Source organism: Actinosynnema sp. NPDC050436 (genome assembly GCF_040655415.1).
In the GTDB taxonomy this organism is placed as follows: domain Bacteria; phylum Actinomycetota; class Actinomycetes; order Mycobacteriales; family Pseudonocardiaceae; genus Actinosynnema.
In genome coordinates, this window is record NZ_JBFAJV010000015.1 from 1 (window position 1) to 16,943 (window position 16,943).

Below are 16,943 nucleotides of genomic sequence, written 5' to 3' on the forward strand. Positions count from 1 at the left end.
CTCGGCGCGGCCCGGCCCGGCTCGGCGCGGCCCGGCCCGGCTCGGCGCGGCCCGGCGCGGTCCGGCCCGGCGCGGCGCGGTCCGGTCCGGCGCGGCGCGGTCCGGCTCGGCTCGGCGCGGTCCGGTCCGGCTCGGCGCGGTCCGGTCCGGTCCGGCTCGGCGCGGTCCGGCCTGGCTCGGATCGGCCCGGCCCGGCCCGGCCCGACCAGGCCTGACGTGGTCCGGCCCGACGTGGTCCGGCCCGGTCGGATGCGACGAGCGACGCAGCACAGGGGCCGGCAGTGCCGGCGGCCTGGGGCAGTGCGAGCGGGCGGGCGGCGGTGGTCGTGGATCGGGTCGGGGCCGGTCCTTGGTCGTCGGCCATCGGCCGGCGCGGCCGGCGGGTGGGAGCGGGGGAGGGGCGGGGTTCAGGGCGTGGTGGGGTCGCCTCCGGCCTGGTCGGTGGGAGCCGGCGGGTGGGTCGCCGTGCTGTGGGACCACAGGCGGGCGTAGTGGCCGCCTGCGGCCAGGAGTTCGGCGTGGGTGCCCTGCTCGGCGATGCGGCCGGCGGACAGGACCACGATGCGGTCCGCCCGGGCGGCGGTGGCCAGGCGGTGGGCCACCACGAACGTCGTGCGGGAACCTGCCAGGTGGTCGCCGGCGGCCAGGACCGCCGACTCGGTCGACGGGTCCAGGGCCGCCGTCGCCTCGTCCAGCAGCAGCACGTCGGGCTGGACCAGCTCGGCGCGGGCCAGTGCCACCAGTTGGCGCTGGCCGGCGGACAGGGACTGGCCGCGCTCGCCGACCTGCTGGTGGAACGCCGCCGGGAGGGCGGCGACGGCGGGCAGGGCACCGACCGCCCGGACGGCCTGCTCGACCTCGGCCCTCGACGCGCCCGGCCGGCCGTAGGCGACGTTCTCGGCCACGTCGCCGCCGAACAGGTGCGCCTCCTGCGGGACCACGCCCAGGCGCTGCCGGAACGCCGCCAGGTCGTACGCCCTCAGGTCCACGCCGTCCACCAGCACCCGCCCCTCGGTGACGTCGTAGAACCTGGCCACCAGCTTCACCAGGGTCGACTTGCCCGCACCCGTCTCGCCCACCAGCGCGACCGTCTCGCCCGGTGCGACGCGCAGCGACACGCCCGCCAGCGCCGGCCGGGTGGTGCCCGGGTAGGTGAAGCCGACGTCCTCCAGCACCACCTCCCCGCGCAGGGACCGGACCGGCACCGGGTGGTCGGCCGGCGGCACGCTGGTCGGGGTGCGCAGCAGGTCGCCGATCCTGGCCAGGCCCACCCTGGCCTGCTGGTAGCCGTCGAACACGCCGGAGAGCTGGTAGAGCGGCGCGAAGAACAGCCCCAGGTACAGCACGAACGCCAGCAGCACGCCGGGGGACAGGGTGCCCTCCGCCACCCGGTACGCGCCGACCGCCAGGATCGCCGCCTGGGCCACGCCCGACAGCAGCGCCAGGAACGGGAAGTACGTCGCGATGTAGCGCTGCGCCCGGATCCGCGAGCGGCGGTAGGCGTCGCTGCGCCGGGCGAACGCCTCGGCCGACCGCTCCTCCCGGCTGTACGCCTGCGACACGCGCAGGCCCGACACGTTCTCCTGGAGGTCGGCGTTGACCGCGCTCACCCGCTCCCGCGCCTCCGCGTACGCCTTGGACGACACGCGCTGGAAGACCACCGTCGCCACCAGCAGGACCGGCAGCACGGCCAGCGCGACCAGTGCCAGCGACGGGTCCGTCACGACCAGGGCGACGGCGATCCCGGCGACGGTCAGCACGCTGATGGCGAACGTCGTCAGGCCCGTCTGCAGGAAGCTGGACAGCGCGTCCACGTCCGTCGTCATCCGGGTCATGATGCGGCCCGCCATCTCGCGCTCGTAGTAGTCGAGCCCGAGGCGTTGCAGGTGGGCGTAGCTGCGCACGCGCAGCAGGTACAGCAGCCGCTCGCCGACCCGCGACGTCACCACCGTCCCGGCCGCCGCCGACAGCCAGCCCAGCACCACCAGGGCCAGGCCGAGCCCGGCCGCGAGCCACAGCCGGTTCGCCTCGCCGCCGACCACGCCGCCGTCCACGCCCAGCCGGACCAGGTTCGGCAGCACGACCGCGAGCGCCGCGTCCACCAGGAGCAGGCCGCCGACGCCGAGCATCGCCCAGCGCACCGGGCGCAGCAGGCGGCGCAGCCGGAAGCCCGGGTCGGGCGCGCGCGGGTCCTCGTCGGGCAGGTGCGGCTCCTCGACGGCCGGGGGCAGGGCGTGCACGCGGGCCATCAGCTCCGGGGTGGGCGGGGTGCCGCCGAGCAGCGCCGACGTGCCGCCCCGGCCGCGCGGCCCGCCGCCACCGCCACCGGGCGCGGCGACCGCGCGGTTGCGCGCGCGGACCGCCAGCTCGTCCTCGTCGGACTCCGGCCACAGGTCGGCGGTCACGCCGTCCGGGCCGGGCTCCAGCACGGTGCCCGCCCTCGGGTCGACCTGCTCGATCGCCTCGCCCGGACCGGCCAGCAGCTCCCGGTACAGCGGGCAGCGCCCGGTCAGCTCCTCGTGCGTGCCCTCGTCCACCACCGCGCCCGCGTCCAGCACGGCGATCCGGTCGGCCAGGGCGAGCGACGAGCGGCGGTGCGCGACGAGGATCGTCGTGCGGGTCGCGGTCACCTCGGCCAGCGTCCGGTGGATCGCGGCCTCGGTCACCGGGTCGACCGCCGAGGTCGCGTCGTCCAGCACCAGCACGCGCGGGTCCGACAGCAGCGCGCGGGCCAGCGCCACCCGCTGCCGCTGCCCGCCGGACAGGGTCAGGCCGCGCTCGCCGACCACGGTGTCGTACCCGTGCGGCAGGTCGGCGATGAACCCGTGCGCCTCGGCCGCCCGAGCCGCCGCCTCGACCTGCTCGTCGGACGCGTCCGGCGAGCCGTAGGCGATGTTCGCCCGGATCGTGTCCGAGAACAGGAACGCCTCCTCGAACACCACCCCGACGGTCCGCCGCAGCGACTCCAGCCGCAGCTCCCGGACGTCCACGCCGCCCACCCGGATCGCGCCCGCGTGCACGTCGTAGAACCGGGGCAGCAGCAGCGACACCGTCGACTTGCCGGACCCGGCGGTGCCCACGACCGCCAACGTCTCGCCGGGCGCGACCTTCAGCGACACGTCGGAGAGCACCGGTTCGCTGCGGGCGTAGCCGAAGGTCACCTGGTCCAGCTCCACCGCCACCGGCCCGGCCGGCACGTCCGCCGCGCCGTCCACCACGTCCGGCTGGGAGTCGACCAGCTCGTAGACCCGCTCCACGCCCGCGCGGGCGAGCTGCGCGGTCACCACCAGGCTGGACAGCAGCCTGGTCGGGCCGACCAGGTTGGCCACGTAAGTGGCGAACGCCAGGAACGTGCCCAGCGAGACCTCGCCGCGCAGCGCGAGCCAGCCGCCCAACGCCAGCACGGCCACCTGGCCGACGTAGGGCAGCGCGGTCAGCGTCGCGCTCGGCCGCGAGGTCAGCCGGGCGGCCCGCATCCGCTCCGCGAACAGCACCTTCGCCCGCGACTCCAGCCGGGCGACCTCGCGCGCCTCCTGGCCGAAGCCCTTCACCACCCGGACGCCGGTCACCGTCTCCTCGACGTGCTGCGCCACGTCCGCCGCCCGCTGCTGCGCCGACCACGTCGCCGGGAACAGGGTCAGCCGGGCGCGCGCGGCGACCAGCGCCACGGCCGGCACCACGACCAGCGCGATCACCGTCAGCAGCGGCGACAGCCAGAACATCGCCACCAGCGCGGCCAGCGCGAACACCACCGTGCCGAACGCCAGCGGGGTCATCGACAGCAGGCTGTTCACGAGCTGGAGGTCGGTGATCGAGCGGGACACCACCTGGCCGGTGCGCAGCGCGTCCTGCCGGGGGCCGTCGAGCCGCTGCACCGCGCGGAACACCGCCTGGCGCAGGTCGTGCTGCACGTCGACGGCCAGCCGCCCGCCCAGGAACCGCCGGACGAACGCGGTGCCGAAGGTGAGCAGCTCCAGGCCCACCAGCACGGCGGCCAGCCCTGCCAGCCGGTCGGTCCGGCCGGCCACCGCGTCGTCCACGGCGGACTTGACCAGCAGCGGCGACACCGCCTGGAGCCCGACGCCGACGACGGCGGCCAGCACCGACCACACCACCAGCGAGCGGTGCTCCCAGCACGCGGTGGCGAGTCGGCGGATCCAGCCCCGGGGTTGCGTCACGGGATCCACAGTAGGTCGGGGCACCGACAGGTTCGGGCCTCTGGAAATGAGAGAACCGCCTCCCGATCTCAGGAGACGGTCCCTCAGCCCAGCAGCTTCACTTGATCAGGTGATGTCCTTGCGCTGGGTGACGGCCCAGCCGCCCAGGAAGAACAGCGCCGTCCAGGCCAGGAAGATCAACCCGCTCAGCCACCAGTCGAACGCCCCGAGCGCACCGGACACCGCCCGCAGCACCGACTCCAGCTCGTCGGGCACCACGCCGGCCGTGGACAGGAACAGCGACGACGCCACCGAGCCGGTCAGGCCGTTCACCGAGCCGTTGGGCAGGAACCCGACCAGCTCCGGGATGCCCTGGGTGCTGACCACGAGCTGGATCCCGTTCTCCAGGATCAGCATGTAGAGCACCAGCACCACCGTGGTGCCGACCGGGCTGGTCATCAGCGCGCCGACGCCCACGCCGAACATCGTCATCAGCACCGACGCCAGCACGCCGACGCCCGCCATGGCCAGCCAGCCCGCCGCGTCCGGCAGCGCGTTCGCGTCCGAGGTCAGCGCGATGCCGATGGACACCGACGTGACGATCGCCAGGCCGTAGATCGCGCCCCACACCAGGTAGACGACGAGCTTCGCGCCCAGCGCGGACACCCGGTTCGGCGCGGTCAGGAACGTCGTGGTGATGGTCTTGCGGTTGATCTCGTTGGAGATCGCCAGGCCGCCGAAGATCATCGGGAAGACGGTGGCGATGTTGATGCTGCGGGCCATCCCGAACAGCGACACCTTCCACTGCGACGGGTCGATGCCCAGCAGGTCGGTGAGCTGCTCGGCGTCGCGGCCGTTGACCGTGTCCATGATGGACTTGCCGACGTACCCGGTGCCCAGCGCCCAGCCCAGGGCGATCAGCACGGTCGGGATCATCAGGCCCCACCACAGACCGGTGGTGGTCGTCTTGCGGAACTCCGCCTTGACCAGGTTCGCCAGCATCACGCACCGCCCCCGAGACCGCTCTGCCCCTGGCCCGGCTGGTAGCCGGACGGCGGGTCCTGCCGGCCCGGCTGGTGGCCGGGTGGTTGCTGGTACCCCGACGGCGGGTCCTGGTACCCGGGTTGCCGGTAGCCGGGCTGCGGCTGGTACCCCGACTGCGGGTCCTGGTAGCCGGGCTGCTGCTGGTAGCCGGGCGGCTGGTACTGCTGCTGGTACTGCTGGGGAGGCTGCTGGTAGCCCGGCGGCGGCGCGTAGTAGCCGCTGCCCTGCGGGGGCTGCTGGGCGTACTGGTTCGGGCCGGACGCGGTGTACTGGCCGCTGGTGAGCTGGAAGAACAGCCGTTCCAGGTCGGCCTTCTCCTCCTGGATGCCGTAGATCGACACGCCCGCCTTGAGCGCCGTGTCGGCGACCTGCCTGGCGTCCACGCCCGCGATGGCGATCCGCCCGTCGGGCAGCTGCTCGATCGCCGTGACGCCCTCCTCGTGCAGCGCCGCGACCAGCGCGGCGGTGTCCGACGGCTGCACCAGGACACGGGACTGCTGCTGCTCGCGCAGGTTGTCCAGCGGCCCGTAGTACATGGTCTGGCCGCGCGAGATGATCACCACCTGGTCCACGGTCTGCTCCACCTCGGCCAGCAGGTGGCTGGAGATCAGCACCGTGCGCCCGCTGCGCGCGTAGGACTGGAGGAAGGTCCGCAGCCAGGCGATGCCCTCCGGGTCCAGGCCGTTGGACGGCTCGTCCAGCACCAGCACCTGCGGGTCGCCCAGCAGCGCGGTGGCCAGCGCCAGTCGCTGCTTCATGCCCAGCGAGAAGCCGCCCGCGTTGCGGTCGCCCGCCGCGCCCAGCCCGACCAGTTGCAGCACCTGGTCGGCCCGCGAGTCCGGCACGCCGATCGCCGCCGCGTACACCCGCAGGTGGTTGCGCGCCGAGCGCTTGGGGTGGAAGCCCTGCGCCTCCAGCACCGCGCCGACCACCCGGGCCGGGTTGCCGAGCTGGTGGAACGGCCGACCGTTGATCAGGCCGATGCCCGCCGTGGGCGTCACCAGGCCGAGCACCATGCGCAGCGTCGTCGTCTTGCCCGCCCCGTTGGGGCCCAGGAAGCCGGTCACCGACCCCGGTTCCACCGTGAAGCTGAGATTCTGCACCGCTGCCACCGGACCGAACTGCTTGGTCAAGTTCTGCACCACGATGCGGCCACTGCCGTCGTGCACGCGTCCCTCCCGAATGCTCTTCGGGACGCCATCCTGCCCTAGGAAGGTCAGTCGGGAAGGGCGTGTCGCGGTTTCGACACCACGGCGGGTATCTCGGTCGTGGCCTCGGCGGGGTGCTCGGCGGGGTGCTCGGCGTCGCGCACCCGGCCGAACGGCCCGCGCAGGGGACGCCGCCGCTCGCGGTGCGGGAGGCCCTCGCCGATGAGGTGCTGGTGGGCCATGGTCCACACCTGGCACGGCCACTTCTTGTGCCGCAGCACGCCGGGGCAGGCGCGGCAGCGGCCGTCGGGATCGGGTTGGTGCACGGTGAGCAGCAGCCGCCAGGTGTCGGCCAGCCGGTTGATCTCCGCGCGGGCCAGCGGCACGAGCGCCTCGGCGGCACCCCGCTCGGCGACCTCCTCCAACTGGGTCAGCCGGTGCAGGACGGCGGCGCGCAGTGTCTCGTCCACCGTCACATCCTGTCCGCGGCCTGGGCCAGCAGGCGGTGCAGCCGGCGGGTCTGGGTGACCGACATCACAGCGGACTCGCCGGGTGGGGCGACCAGCAGCACCCGGTCGTCCTCCACCAGCACGGTCATCGAGCGGTCCCGCCCGAAGGGGTCGTGGCAGTCGATCCAGCCCTGTGGTTCGGCCATGTGCGCTCCGATCGGAGGTCGGCGGCGGCGCGGTGGGCACACCGCGGAGGGGCGAGCCCGCCGCGTCAGCGCACGGGCACCTCGCTGTACCTCATCGGCCGACCGGGCGTCGTGACTTACCCGTTACGCGGCGAATTCACTCGTTTGCTTGAGGGTGGACACGGGCTGTGCTCCTCCTGGTAAAGATCTGGGCGTCAGATGGGCGGGGCGGCTGGGCACGACCGCCCGCCGCCCGCTAGCATTGGTGGCGCGGCCCGCTCCCAGTGACCCCCAGGCTGGTTGAGCGGGCCGCCTTTTCATGCCCTCCACGTGCGAGAAGGGGCGCCCACCGTCGTGGTGGACGCCCCTCCTTCGCGGGTGCTCAGACTTCGAGCGGGGTGTGGGTGAGGCCGTGCGCCTCCGCGACCGGCTGGTAGGTCAGCAGGCCGTCGTGCGCGTTGAGGCCCAGCGCCAGCGCCTGGTCCGCGCGCAGCGCCGCCTCCCAGCCCTTGTCGGCCAGCGCGACCGCGTACGGCAGCGTCACGTTGGTCAGCGCGTAGGTGGACGTGCGCGGCACGGCACCGGGCATGTTGGCCACGCAGTAGAACACCGAGTCGTGCACCTGGTAGGTCGGCTCGGCGTGCGTGGTCGGCCGCGAGTCGGCGAAGCAGCCGCCCTGGTCGATGGCGATGTCGACGAGCACGGAGCCCGGCTTCATCTGCGCCACCAGCTCGTTGGAGACCAGCTTCGGGGCCTTCGCGCCCGGCACCAGCACCGCGCCGATGACCAGGTCGGCCTCCCGCACGGCCTGCTCGACCGAGTAGCGGTTCGACGTGACCGTGCGCAGCCGGCCCTGGTACAGGGCGTCGATGTGGCGCAGCCGGTCGACGTTGGTGTCCAGGATCTCGACGTCCGCGCCCAGGCCCACGGCGATGGTGGCCGCGTTCAGGCCCGCCACGCCGCCGCCGATCACGACGACCCGCGCCGGGTGCACGCCGGGCACGCCGCCGGGCAGCACGCCCCGGCCGCCGGACGGCTTCATCAGCGAGAACGCGCCGACCTGGGGCGCGAGCCTGCCCGCCACCTCGGACATCGGGGCCAGCAGCGGCAGCGCGCCGTTCGCGGTCTGCACCGTCTCGTAGGCGATCGCGGTGGTGCCGGAGTCCAGCAGCGCCTGCGTCAGCGGCTGGTCGGCCGCGAGGTGCAGGTACGTGAACAGGGTCTGGCCCTTGCGCAGCAGGGGGTACTCCCGCGCGATCGGCTCCTTGACCTTGAGCACCAGGTCGCCCTCGGCCCACACGTCCTCGGCGGTGGCCAGCACCTTCGCACCCGCCGCGAGGTACTCCTCGTCGGTGATGGCCGAGCCCAGGCCCGCGCCCGCCTCGACGAACACGTCGTGGCCGCGCACCGTCAGCTCGTGGGCGCCTGCGGGGGTCAGCGCGACGCGGTATTCGTGGTTCTTGATCTCGCGGGGTACTGAGATCCGCACGGAGGGCTCCTTCGGGGCGTTGTTAATGCCAAAGGTCCGGTACCGCCATCCGGCTGTCATCGTGCCGTTGGCACGAACGCGCACCTGCCGCGTTGTGCCGGTCGGACAACGGCGGAGGTGGCGTGAAGTCTCTGGACGCGCGTTGACACCCGAGTCGCCGACGACTTAGCGTGCTCGCGTCCGACCAACTGAACATCGGCCGGGGTGTCGCAGGCGACACCGGAACCCGAGCGGGAGAGCCTCCAGCACGTCTGGAGCGCCGAAGGAGCAAGCACCCCGCACACTCTCAGGCAACGAGAACCGCTCGGGCGAGGCGACTCTGGAAAGCGTGCTCACGCGCGCACCCACGGTGCAAGCCGCAGCGCTGCGGCGAAGCTCTCAGGTCCCAGGACAGAGAGGGGACCTGGCCGCGCGGACCGAGGAGCTGACGTGACTTTTCCGGACAACCTGCTGTACACGCCCGAGCACGAGTGGGTCGACTGGACCCCGGGTACCCAGGACCCCGTGGCGATCGGCATCACCTCCTACGCGGCGGAGTCGCTCGGCGACATCGTGTTCGTCCAGCTGCCGACCGTGGGCGAGCGCGTCAAGTCCGGCGACGTGTGCGGCGAGCTGGAGTCGACCAAGTCGGTGAGCGACCTGTACGCGCCGGTCAGCGGCGAGGTCGTGGAGGTCAACACCGAGGTGGCCGACGACCCGTCGCTGATCAACAACGACCCGTACGGCGCGGGCTGGCTGTTCAAGGTCGCCGTCGAGGACGCGACGGGCCTGCTGACCGCCGCGAAGTACGCGGAACTCACCGGGGACTGAGCGCCGTGGCGATCAGCGTCTTCGACCTGTTCTCCGTCGGCATCGGGCCGTCGAGCTCGCACACCGTCGGCCCCATGCGCGCGGCGACCATGTTCGTCGCGCGGCTCGGGCACCGGGCGCACTCGGTGGACCGCGTGCACGTCGAGCTGTTCGGCTCGCTGGGTGCGACCGGGCACGGCCACGGCAGCCCCAAGGCCGTGCTCCTGGGCTTGGAGGGGCACAAGCCGGAGGACGTCGACCCCACGGCGGCCGACGTGCGGGTGCAGGAGATCCGGGCCACCGGCAGGCTGCTGCTGGGCGGTGTGCGGGACATCCCGTTCACCGAGGACGCCGACCTGGTGATGCACCGCCGGAAGTCCCTCCCGCTGCACCCGAACGGGATGAGCTTCACCGCCTATTCCGGCGAAGAGGTGCTGGACGAGGCCGTGTACTACTCGGTCGGCGGCGGGTTCGTGGTGGACGAGACGGCGAGCGGCACCGACCGGATCAAGGCCGACGCCACCCCCATCGCGCACCCGTTCCTCAGCGGCGACGAGCTGCTGGCGCGCACCCGCGAGACCGGGCTGACCATCAGCGAGGTCATGCTCGCCAACGAGCTGTCCTGGCGCTCCGAGCACGACGTGCGCCAGGGCCTGCTGCACATCTGGCACGTGATGCAGGAGTGCGTGGAGCGCGGCTGCACCGAGGACGGCGTGCTGCCGGGCGGGCTGAAGGTGCGGCGGCGGGCCGCCGAGATGCGGCAGCGGCTCGCGGCCGAGCACTTCACCACCGACCCGTTGCGGGTGATGGACTGGGTGACCCTGTTCGCCCTGGCGGTGAACGAGGAGAACGCGGCCGGCGGTCGGGTGGTGACCGCGCCGACCAACGGCGCGGCGGGCATCGTGCCGGCGGTGCTGCACTACTACACGCGGTTCGTGCCGGGCGCGTCCGACGACGGCGTGGTGCGGTTCCTGCTCACGGCGGGCGCGGTGGGCGTGCTGTTCAAGGAGAACGCGTCGATCTCCGGTGCCGAGGTCGGCTGCCAGGGCGAGGTCGGCTCGGCGTGCTCGATGGCGGCCGGCGGCCTGGCCGAGGTGCTCGGCGGGACGCCGGAGCAGGTGGAGAACGCCGCCGAGATCGCCATGGAGCACAACCTCGGCCTGACCTGCGACCCGATCGGCGGGCTCGTGCAGATCCCGTGCATCGAGCGCAACGCGCTGGCGTCGATCAAGGCGATCACCGCCGCGCGCATGGCGTTGCGCGGCGACGGGTCGCACTTCGTGTCGCTGGACAAGGTCATCAAGACCATGCGCGAGACCGGCAAGGACATGAAGGTGAAGTACAAGGAGACCGCGCGGGGCGGTCTGGCGGTGAACGTCATCGAGTGCTGACCCCCGTGGTCTCCCGGCCCGTGCCGGGAGACCACGGCGGCTGCCTCACCGAACGCGGGGCTGGTCCCGGGACGGGTCACCCGGTAGCCCCGGTCCGCCGCGTCGTAGCAGGTCGCCGCCACCACCGCGCTGGTCGCCACGCCGGCGACCACGACGGACCCCACCGAGCGGGCGCGCAGCACCAGGTCGAGGTCGGTGCCGGCGGTCCCCTCGGGGAACGCGTCCCCAGCGCGCCGGCCGCGCCCGGAACCCCTGCGGTGACCGGTCCGGGGGCCTGGTGTCGTCCCGCACCACCCGCCCGACGTCACCCGCCGGGCAGCACGAGACCGGGCGTCGGTCCCGGACGGCGGGCCTACGGGAGCGCGGCCTCGATCGCCTTCACGACCTGCTCGTCCCCGGGCTCGGTGCGCGGTCGGAAGCGGGCCAGCACCTCGCCGTCGGGGGAGACCAGGAACTTCTCGAAGTTCCACTGCACGTCGCCCGCCTCGCCGTCCGCGTCCGGGTGCGCGGTCAGCTCCGCGTACAGCGGGTGCCGGCCCTCGCCGTTCACGTCGATCTTCTCGAACAGCGGGAACGTGACGCCGTAGGTGGCCGAGCAGAACTCCGCGATCTCCTCGGACGTGCCGGGCTCCTGGCCCGCGAACTGATTGCACGGGAAGCCGACCACCGAGAAACCCCGCGCCGCGTACCGGGCCTGGAGCTGCTCCAACCCGGTGTACTGCGGCGTCAGGCCGCACTTCGACGCCACGTTCACCACCAGCACAGCCTTGCCGCGCAACGAACCCAGGCTGCTCGGCGTGCCGTCCAGGGTGTGCACGGCGATGTCGTGGATGCTCATGCGGCCAGCCTACGGTGCCCGGCGCGGGCCGGGCGCTAGCCGCCGTCGCGCGGGCGGAAGACGGTGACGACCACGCGCAGCCCGAGCAGGATGCTGATCACCAGCAGGTTGTAGCCGAACACCTGGTAGAGCGTGATCTGCGGGGCGACCAGCGGGCCGCCGTCCGCGCCCAGCAGGAGCACCGCCATCACGCCGGCGGTCGCGCCGAGGACGGTCAGCATGACCTGGTGCAGCAGGGTGACGACGAAGTGCCGGTCCCGCTCGTCGGCGAACAGCCGCATGGTCATGCCCAGCCTGCCCTGCTCCAGCGCGGCGGAGATGCGCTCCAGCCGGCGCGGCAGCCGCTTGACCATCGGCAGCATCGAGTACAGCTCCTCGGTCACCGTGCGCCGCAACGACTCCGGCGTCAGGCGCTCGCTGAACTGCTTCTCCGCGAACGCCCGCGACTCGACCACGAGGTTGAACCCGGGTGAGAGCGCGCCGAGGGTGCCCTCCACGGTGGCCAGCGCGCGGAACACGGCGGCGATCTCCGGCGGGATGCTCAGGCCGTAGCGGTGCACGAGGGTGAACAGGTCGCCGAACATCTGGGCGTCCGGCCGCATCCCGGCGCCCAGGTGCCGGGCCATGAACTGGCCCAGCGCCCGTTCGAGCTGCTGCTCGTCGATCTCGTCGGGCCGGGTCACCAGCTCCAGCAGCGCGTCGCGCAGGCCCGCCGGGTCGCCCCGGTCGACGGCCAGCAGCAGCTTGCCCAGCGCGGAGCGGAGCTGGGCGTCGATCCGGCCCACCGAGCCGAAGTCGAGCATCCCCAGCCGGCCGTCGCGCAGCAGCATGATGTTGCCGGGGTGCGGGTCGGCGTGGAAGACGCCGTTGAGCATCACCTGGCGCAGCAGCACGTCGAGCAGCGACCGGGCCAGCCCGCCCCGGTCTGCGGACTCCAGCGCGGCGGACCGGATCGGGCTGCCGTCCAGGCGCTCCATCACCAGGACCCGCGACGTGCACAGCGCCTCGTGCACCTGCGGCAGCACGACGTCGGTGTCGGCGGACGCGGCGCGGACGGCCGCGAGGTTGCGCGCCTCGACCCGGAAGTCGAATTCCTCGCGCAGCGCGGCGGAGAACCCGGCCGCCAGGTCCCGCACGCCGATCGCCTTGCCCCAGCGGGTGCGGTCGTGCAGCGTCGCGGCCAGCCGGCCCACGATGTCGAGGTCGCCCTCGGCCACCCGCCGCACGCCCGGCCGCTGCACCTTGACCACGACCTCCTCGCCGGACTTCAGCCGCGCGCGGTGCACCTGCGCCACGGACGCCGCCGCGATCGGGGCCTCGTCGAACTCGGCGAACACCTCCTCGGGCGGCCCCAGCTCGGTGACCAGCACCTCGCGCACGGAGGCCCACGGCGCGGCGGGGACCTTGTCCTGCAACAGGGTCAGCTCGTCGACCACGTCCGGCGGCAGCAGGTCGGGCCGGGTGGACAGCACCTGGCCGAGCTTGACGAAGGTGACGCCGCCCTCCTCCAGCGCCAGCCGCAGGGACCGGGCCAGGTGGGTGTCGGTCCGCTCGCGCCCGCGCAGGTACGGGCCGAGCCCGTGGCGGAACGCGATGGCGCTGATCCGGGAGTACCGCCGGGCCCGCGCGACCCGGTTGCGCAGCAGCCGCCACCACTCGGTGACCGGCGGGATCGAGCCGGTCGGCACGACGATCTCGGCCAGCACCAGGATCGAGATGACGGCCAGCAGCGCGATGCCGATCTGGATGGTGCTGAGCGCGGTGAGGGTGTCCTCTTCGGTGGACACCCCGGAGAGCAGGCCGGAGGTCACCGACAGGCCCACCATGCACGCCAACGCGGTGCGGACCAGCCCCACCCGCAGCCCGAGGATGCGCCGCGCGGCCAGCGCGATCCCCATGATCAGCGCCAGGAACGTCGCCGGCACGACGATCGGGTAGAGCACCATCTCGACGTATTCCACGTCTCCCCCTCCGGTCGCGCGGAGGATAGATCCGCCTCCCTGAGAGTGCCGACCCGGAGCCGGTACCCCGGGTCGGGGCGGGCGGGACGCGGTGCGCGGAACGTCGCCGGGGCGACCGGGCCGGGGGTGCGCTAGAAGGAGAACACCGGGCCGGTGTCGGCGTGCAGCAGGCACGGGTTGGCGTACTCGGCGGTGAACTCGCGCGGTTCGCCGCGCCACACGCCGGCTGCGGTGACCGTCACCGGGTCGTACTGGAGCGTGCAGACGGCGTTGCCGTCCGCCAGGTCGGAGACCTGGCCGCCGACGGGGCCGAGCGCCTCGCACACGACGGCCGCCCGGGGGTGGCCGCCGCCGGCGGGCGCGCAGGTGAGCTGGGTGACCTGGGTCGTGCCCTGGTGAGTCCGGCTCAGCACGAGCGTCGCCTCCGGGGCGGCGACGGTGGGGATCAGCGCGGCGAACGCCGCGAGGAGGGGGAGCGGTGCCATGCCCCCACAGTGGACCGCCGCGCACCGCGCCCTCCAGCCAAGTCACCACATCGTGTGGTTTCTTCACGAACGGCGGGGGTGGGTGGACCGTGCGGCGACTTCGGCTCTCCACTGTGACCTGGGTCACGGCGTGTCCCGCCCCGGCCACCGGAGGACCAGGGTGGGCCGATGGGCAATTCCGGGGTGCGCAGGGTGGCGTTCGCCAGTTCGGCGGGCAACGCGGTCGAGTTATACGACTTCCTGCTCTACGGCACCGCTTCCGCGCTCGTCTTCGACAAGCTGTTCTTCCCGTCCTTCGACCCGTGGGTCGGCACGCTGCTGGCCTTCGCCACGTTCGGCGCGGGCTTCCTCGCCAGGCCGCTGGGCGGCGTGGTGATCGGCCACTACGGCGACCGGATCGGGCGGCGCTCGATGCTCGTGCTCACGCTCACCGCGACCGGGGTGTCCACGGCGCTCATCGGGCTGCTGCCGACCTACGAGTCGATCGGCCTCGCCGCGCCGGTCCTGCTGGTGTCGTTGCGGGTCGTGCAGGGCTTCTTCCTCGGCGGCGAGCAGGGCGGCGCGACGCTGATGGCCGTCGAGCACGCACCGCCCGACCGGACCGGGTGGTACGGCAGTTGGACGTTCCTCGGCTCCCCGCTGGGAATGCTGCTGGCCAACGGGGTGCTCGCCGCCTCCACCGCGATCTCCGGCGACCAGTTCCTCACCTGGGGCTGGCGGGTGCCGTTCCTGTTCAGCCTGGTGCTGGTCGGGGTCGGGCTGTACGTGCGGCTCTCGGTGGAGGAGAGCCCGGCGTTCCGCGAGGCGCGGGCGACGCAGGGCACCGAGCGGCTGCCCGTGGTGGCGGTGCTGCGCGACTCGTGGCGGCGGGTGCTGCTCGGCGCGGGCGTGAACCTCGGGTTCAACATGTTCATCTTCGTGCTGGCCACGTTCGTGGTCTCCTACGGCACCAAGCAGTTGGCGATGCCCAGGTCCACCCTGCTCAACGCCGGGCTGATCGGGGCGGCGGCGCAGGCGGTGGCCATCCTGGTGTTCGCGCGGCTGTCGGACCGGGTCGGGCGGCTGCCGGTGATGCTCGGCGGCGCGGTGTTCCTCGGCGTGTTCGCGTTCCCGCTGTTCTGGCTGCTGGAGACGCGCTCGCCGGCGCTGGTGGTGGTGGCGCTGGTGATCGGGTTCACCGGGTCGGCGGCGGTGTTCGGGCCGATGCCCGCCTACTACGCGGAGCTGTTCGGGACCCGGGTCCGCTACAGCGGGGTGTCGTTGAGCTACCAGGTGGGCGCGGTGCTCGGCGGCGGCCTGTCGCCGCTGGTCGCGGTGTGGCTGCTGGAGCAGACGCCGACCCGGTCGTCCTGGCCGGTGTCGCTGTACCTGGTGCTGGGCGCGGCCATCAGCGTGCTGTCGCTGGTGGCGGTCGGGGAGACCCTCCGGCGGGTGCCGGAGGGCCCCGGCCCGGTCAGCGCGACAGGACCCGGTCCAGCACGGCCTTGACGGTGCCCGCCGGGTCGGCCGGGAGCTCGGCGGTGCGCCAGGCGACCACGCCGTCCGGGCGGACCAGGCTCGCGCCCCGCTCGCCGATGCCGTAGCGGCTCGCCAGCCCGCCGGTCGGGTCGGTCAGCGCCGGCACCCGCACCGGGGCGCCCTCCCACGCCGCCGGGTCGAGCGTGACCAGCGTCCAGCCGGTGAACAGGGAGATGGTCGACGTGGTCGCGCCATCGTGCCGCACCGGCACGTGCGGGGCGCGGAAGCCCGGCCGGCCGCTGGGCTCCGTCGGGTCCTCCAGTTCGTCGTCCGGTCCGCGCGGGGTGCCGTCGTCGACCACCGCGCCCGAGGTGCAGCGGACGCCGAGGACCAGGCTCAGCGGGTCGACGGCCTCGGGCACGTCGGGGCCGGCCAGGTGCGGCGCGAGCCGTTGCACGTAGTTGTGGAACGACGCGTCGACCACCCGCCGGGCGTACGGCCGGCGCTCGGCCTCGTAGCTGTCCAGCAGGCCGGGGCCGGCTTCGCCCTTGAGCACGGCTGCGAGCTTCCACGCGATGTCGTAGCCGTCGCCGACGGCGGTGTTGCCGCCCAGGCCGCCGGTCGGCGGGGTGACCTTGGCCGCGTCGCCGACCAGGAACACCCGGCCGGCGCGGAACGAGTCCGCCAACCACGCCGCCATCTCCCACGCGGCGACGGCGACGATCTCGGGGTCGAGGTCGGGCACGTCGGTGGCGGTCCGGAGCAGTTCGACGCAGCGCTCGGGCGGGAAGTCGGCCGGGGACTCGCCCCGGTCCGGCGCGTACTCGACGGTGAACACGTTGCGGCGCGCGGTGTTCGTGCCGACGAACGCACCGGTGAAGGCCGGGTTCCGCAGGTAGAAGAGGGTGCCCTTGTCGGCGGCCAGGTGCTCGGACAGGTCGGCGTCGAACACCACGCCGACGTGGTGACTGAGCGGGCCCCGCCCCCGGCGCGGGATGCCGAGGGCCTCCCGGACCGGCGAGCGGTGGCCGTCGGCGGCCACCAGGTAGTCGGCGCGCACCGCGTACGCCTCGCCGGACGCCCGGTCGAGCAGGTGGGCGGTGACGCCGTCGCCGTCCTGGGTGAAGGAGGTCAGCTCGGTGCCGAACCGGACCTCCGCGCCGTGCTCGCGGGCCTTGGCGAGCAGGACCGGTTCCACCTGGTCCTGGCTGCTCATGCCGAACGGCTCCGGGCTGAGGCCCGCGTCGATCTCGTCGTCCTCGTGCACGATCGTGTGGAACACCCGTCCCCGCAGGCTCTCCGCCACCTTGATGACGATCCCGGAGGACATCCCTTCGCTGCCGCGCAGCACCTCGTCGGCGACGCCGCCCCGGCGGTAGATCTCCATGGTCCGGTTGGTCTGACCGGTTGCCCGGGGGTGGGGCGAGGTGCTCGTGTGCTTGGCGACGCCCAGCACCTCGATCCCCTCCCGCGCCAGGAAGAGCGTGGCCGTCAAGCCACCCAGTCCCGCCCCCACCACCAGCACCTGAACCTTCTTGTCCCCTCGCAT

At 73.4% G+C, this 16,943-nt stretch carries 13 protein-coding genes, 2 pseudogenes and 1 riboswitch; of the genes and pseudogenes, 4 read left to right on the top strand and 11 right to left on the bottom strand.

Going from position 1 to position 16,943, the window contains the following annotated elements:
- A pseudogene (locus AB0I60_RS29480) lies at positions 1 to 215 on the top strand (hypothetical protein); the annotation flags it as partial.
- Positions 216 to 407: 192 nt separating this feature from the next.
- Here the strand turns inward: AB0I60_RS29480 and AB0I60_RS29485 are convergent.
- From AB0I60_RS29485 to ald, 6 genes are all read right to left on the bottom strand, one after another.
- The gene (locus AB0I60_RS29485) at positions 408 to 4,187 is read right to left on the bottom strand and encodes an ABC transporter ATP-binding protein (protein ID WP_360735365.1); all 3,780 of its coding nucleotides are present in this window, start codon (positions 4,185 to 4,187) and stop codon (positions 408 to 410) included.
- Positions 4,188 to 4,283: 96 nt separating this feature from the next.
- A complete protein-coding gene (locus AB0I60_RS29490) occupies positions 4,284 to 5,159 on the bottom strand; it encodes a hypothetical protein (RefSeq protein ID WP_360735367.1) in 876 nt (291 codons plus the stop codon).
- Positions 5,159 to 6,370, bottom strand: a complete 1,212-nt coding sequence (locus AB0I60_RS29495) for an ABC transporter ATP-binding protein (RefSeq protein WP_360735369.1) — start codon at positions 6,368 to 6,370, stop codon at positions 5,159 to 5,161. The genes AB0I60_RS29490 and AB0I60_RS29495 overlap by 1 nt, the downstream gene beginning before the upstream one ends.
- A 47-nt stretch (positions 6,371 to 6,417) precedes the next feature.
- Entirely contained in the window at positions 6,418 to 6,819 is a 402-nt protein-coding gene (locus AB0I60_RS29500; protein ID WP_360735371.1) for a hypothetical protein, read from the bottom strand.
- 2 nt (positions 6,820 to 6,821) lie between these two features.
- Positions 6,822 to 7,004 (bottom strand): hypothetical protein, encoded by a 183-nt coding sequence (locus AB0I60_RS29505; RefSeq protein WP_360735373.1) that lies wholly within the window; start codon positions 7,002 to 7,004, stop codon positions 6,822 to 6,824.
- 361 nt (positions 7,005 to 7,365) lie between these two features.
- Positions 7,366 to 8,472, bottom strand: coding sequence for an alanine dehydrogenase (gene ald, locus AB0I60_RS29510; RefSeq protein ID WP_360735375.1), 1,107 nt, complete (start codon positions 8,470 to 8,472; stop codon positions 7,366 to 7,368).
- 221 nt (positions 8,473 to 8,693) lie between these two features.
- Positions 8,694 to 8,785, top strand: a riboswitch (glycine riboswitch).
- 116 nt (positions 8,786 to 8,901) lie between these two features.
- On the opposite strand from ald, the gene gcvH reads away from it, so the two are divergent.
- Both gcvH and AB0I60_RS29520 read left to right on the top strand, forming a co-directional pair.
- Positions 8,902 to 9,282 (top strand): glycine cleavage system protein GcvH, encoded by a 381-nt coding sequence (gcvH, locus tag AB0I60_RS29515; RefSeq protein ID WP_360735377.1) that lies wholly within the window; start codon positions 8,902 to 8,904, stop codon positions 9,280 to 9,282.
- Between the two features lie 5 nt (positions 9,283 to 9,287).
- Positions 9,288 to 10,652 carry an L-serine ammonia-lyase gene (locus tag AB0I60_RS29520; RefSeq protein WP_360735379.1) on the top strand — a complete coding sequence of 455 codons (1,365 nt, stop codon included), beginning with the start codon at positions 9,288 to 9,290 and terminating at the stop codon, positions 10,650 to 10,652.
- A gap of 74 nt (positions 10,653 to 10,726) precedes the next feature.
- Here the strand turns inward: AB0I60_RS29520 and AB0I60_RS29525 are convergent.
- From AB0I60_RS29525 to AB0I60_RS29540, 4 genes and pseudogenes are all read right to left on the bottom strand, one after another.
- Positions 10,727 to 11,122, bottom strand: a pseudogene (locus AB0I60_RS29525) (isochorismatase family protein); the annotation flags it as partial.
- A complete protein-coding gene (locus AB0I60_RS29530; protein WP_360735381.1) occupies positions 11,005 to 11,490 on the bottom strand; it encodes a glutathione peroxidase in 486 nt (161 codons plus the stop codon). The pseudogene AB0I60_RS29525 and the gene AB0I60_RS29530, both read right to left, overlap by 118 nt.
- Before the next feature lie 35 nt (positions 11,491 to 11,525).
- Positions 11,526 to 13,436, bottom strand: a complete 1,911-nt coding sequence (locus tag AB0I60_RS29535) for an AarF/UbiB family protein (protein ID WP_360735683.1) — start codon at positions 13,434 to 13,436, stop codon at positions 11,526 to 11,528.
- 146 nt (positions 13,437 to 13,582) lie between these two features.
- Positions 13,583 to 13,936, bottom strand: coding sequence for an SSI family serine proteinase inhibitor (locus AB0I60_RS29540; protein ID WP_360735383.1), 354 nt, complete (start codon positions 13,934 to 13,936; stop codon positions 13,583 to 13,585).
- 168 nt (positions 13,937 to 14,104) lie between these two features.
- Between AB0I60_RS29540 and AB0I60_RS29545 the strand changes: the two genes are divergently transcribed.
- Positions 14,105 to 15,424 carry an MFS transporter gene (locus tag AB0I60_RS29545; RefSeq protein ID WP_360735385.1) on the top strand — a complete coding sequence of 440 codons (1,320 nt, stop codon included), beginning with the start codon at positions 14,105 to 14,107 and terminating at the stop codon, positions 15,422 to 15,424.
- Here the strand turns inward: AB0I60_RS29545 and rdmE are convergent.
- The gene (rdmE, locus tag AB0I60_RS29550) at positions 15,390 to 16,943 is read right to left on the bottom strand and encodes an aklavinone 12-hydroxylase RdmE (protein ID WP_360735387.1); all 1,554 of its coding nucleotides are present in this window, start codon (positions 16,941 to 16,943) and stop codon (positions 15,390 to 15,392) included. The genes AB0I60_RS29545 and rdmE overlap by 35 nt on opposite strands.

Excerpts from the sequence above, each read along its gene's own strand:
- AB0I60_RS29490 (WP_360735367.1), bottom strand. The coding sequence starts at position 5,159 with ATGCTGGCGAACCTGGTCAAGGCGGAGTTCCGCAAGACGACCACCACC.
- AB0I60_RS29505 (WP_360735373.1), bottom strand. The coding sequence starts at position 7,004 with ATGGCCGAACCACAGGGCTGGATCGACTGCCACGACCCCTTCGGGCGG.
- AB0I60_RS29530 (WP_360735381.1), bottom strand. The coding sequence starts at position 11,490 with ATGAGCATCCACGACATCGCCGTGCACACCCTGGACGGCACGCCGAGC.
- AB0I60_RS29535 (WP_360735683.1), bottom strand. The coding sequence starts at position 13,436 with ATGGTGCTCTACCCGATCGTCGTGCCGGCGACGTTCCTGGCGCTGATC.
- AB0I60_RS29540 (WP_360735383.1), bottom strand. The coding sequence starts at position 13,936 with ATGGCACCGCTCCCCCTCCTCGCGGCGTTCGCCGCGCTGATCCCCACC.
- AB0I60_RS29545 (WP_360735385.1), top strand. The coding sequence starts at position 14,105 with ATGGGCAATTCCGGGGTGCGCAGGGTGGCGTTCGCCAGTTCGGCGGGC.
- rdmE (WP_360735387.1), bottom strand. The coding sequence starts at position 16,943 with ATGCGAGGGGACAAGAAGGTTCAGGTGCTGGTGGTGGGGGCGGGACTG.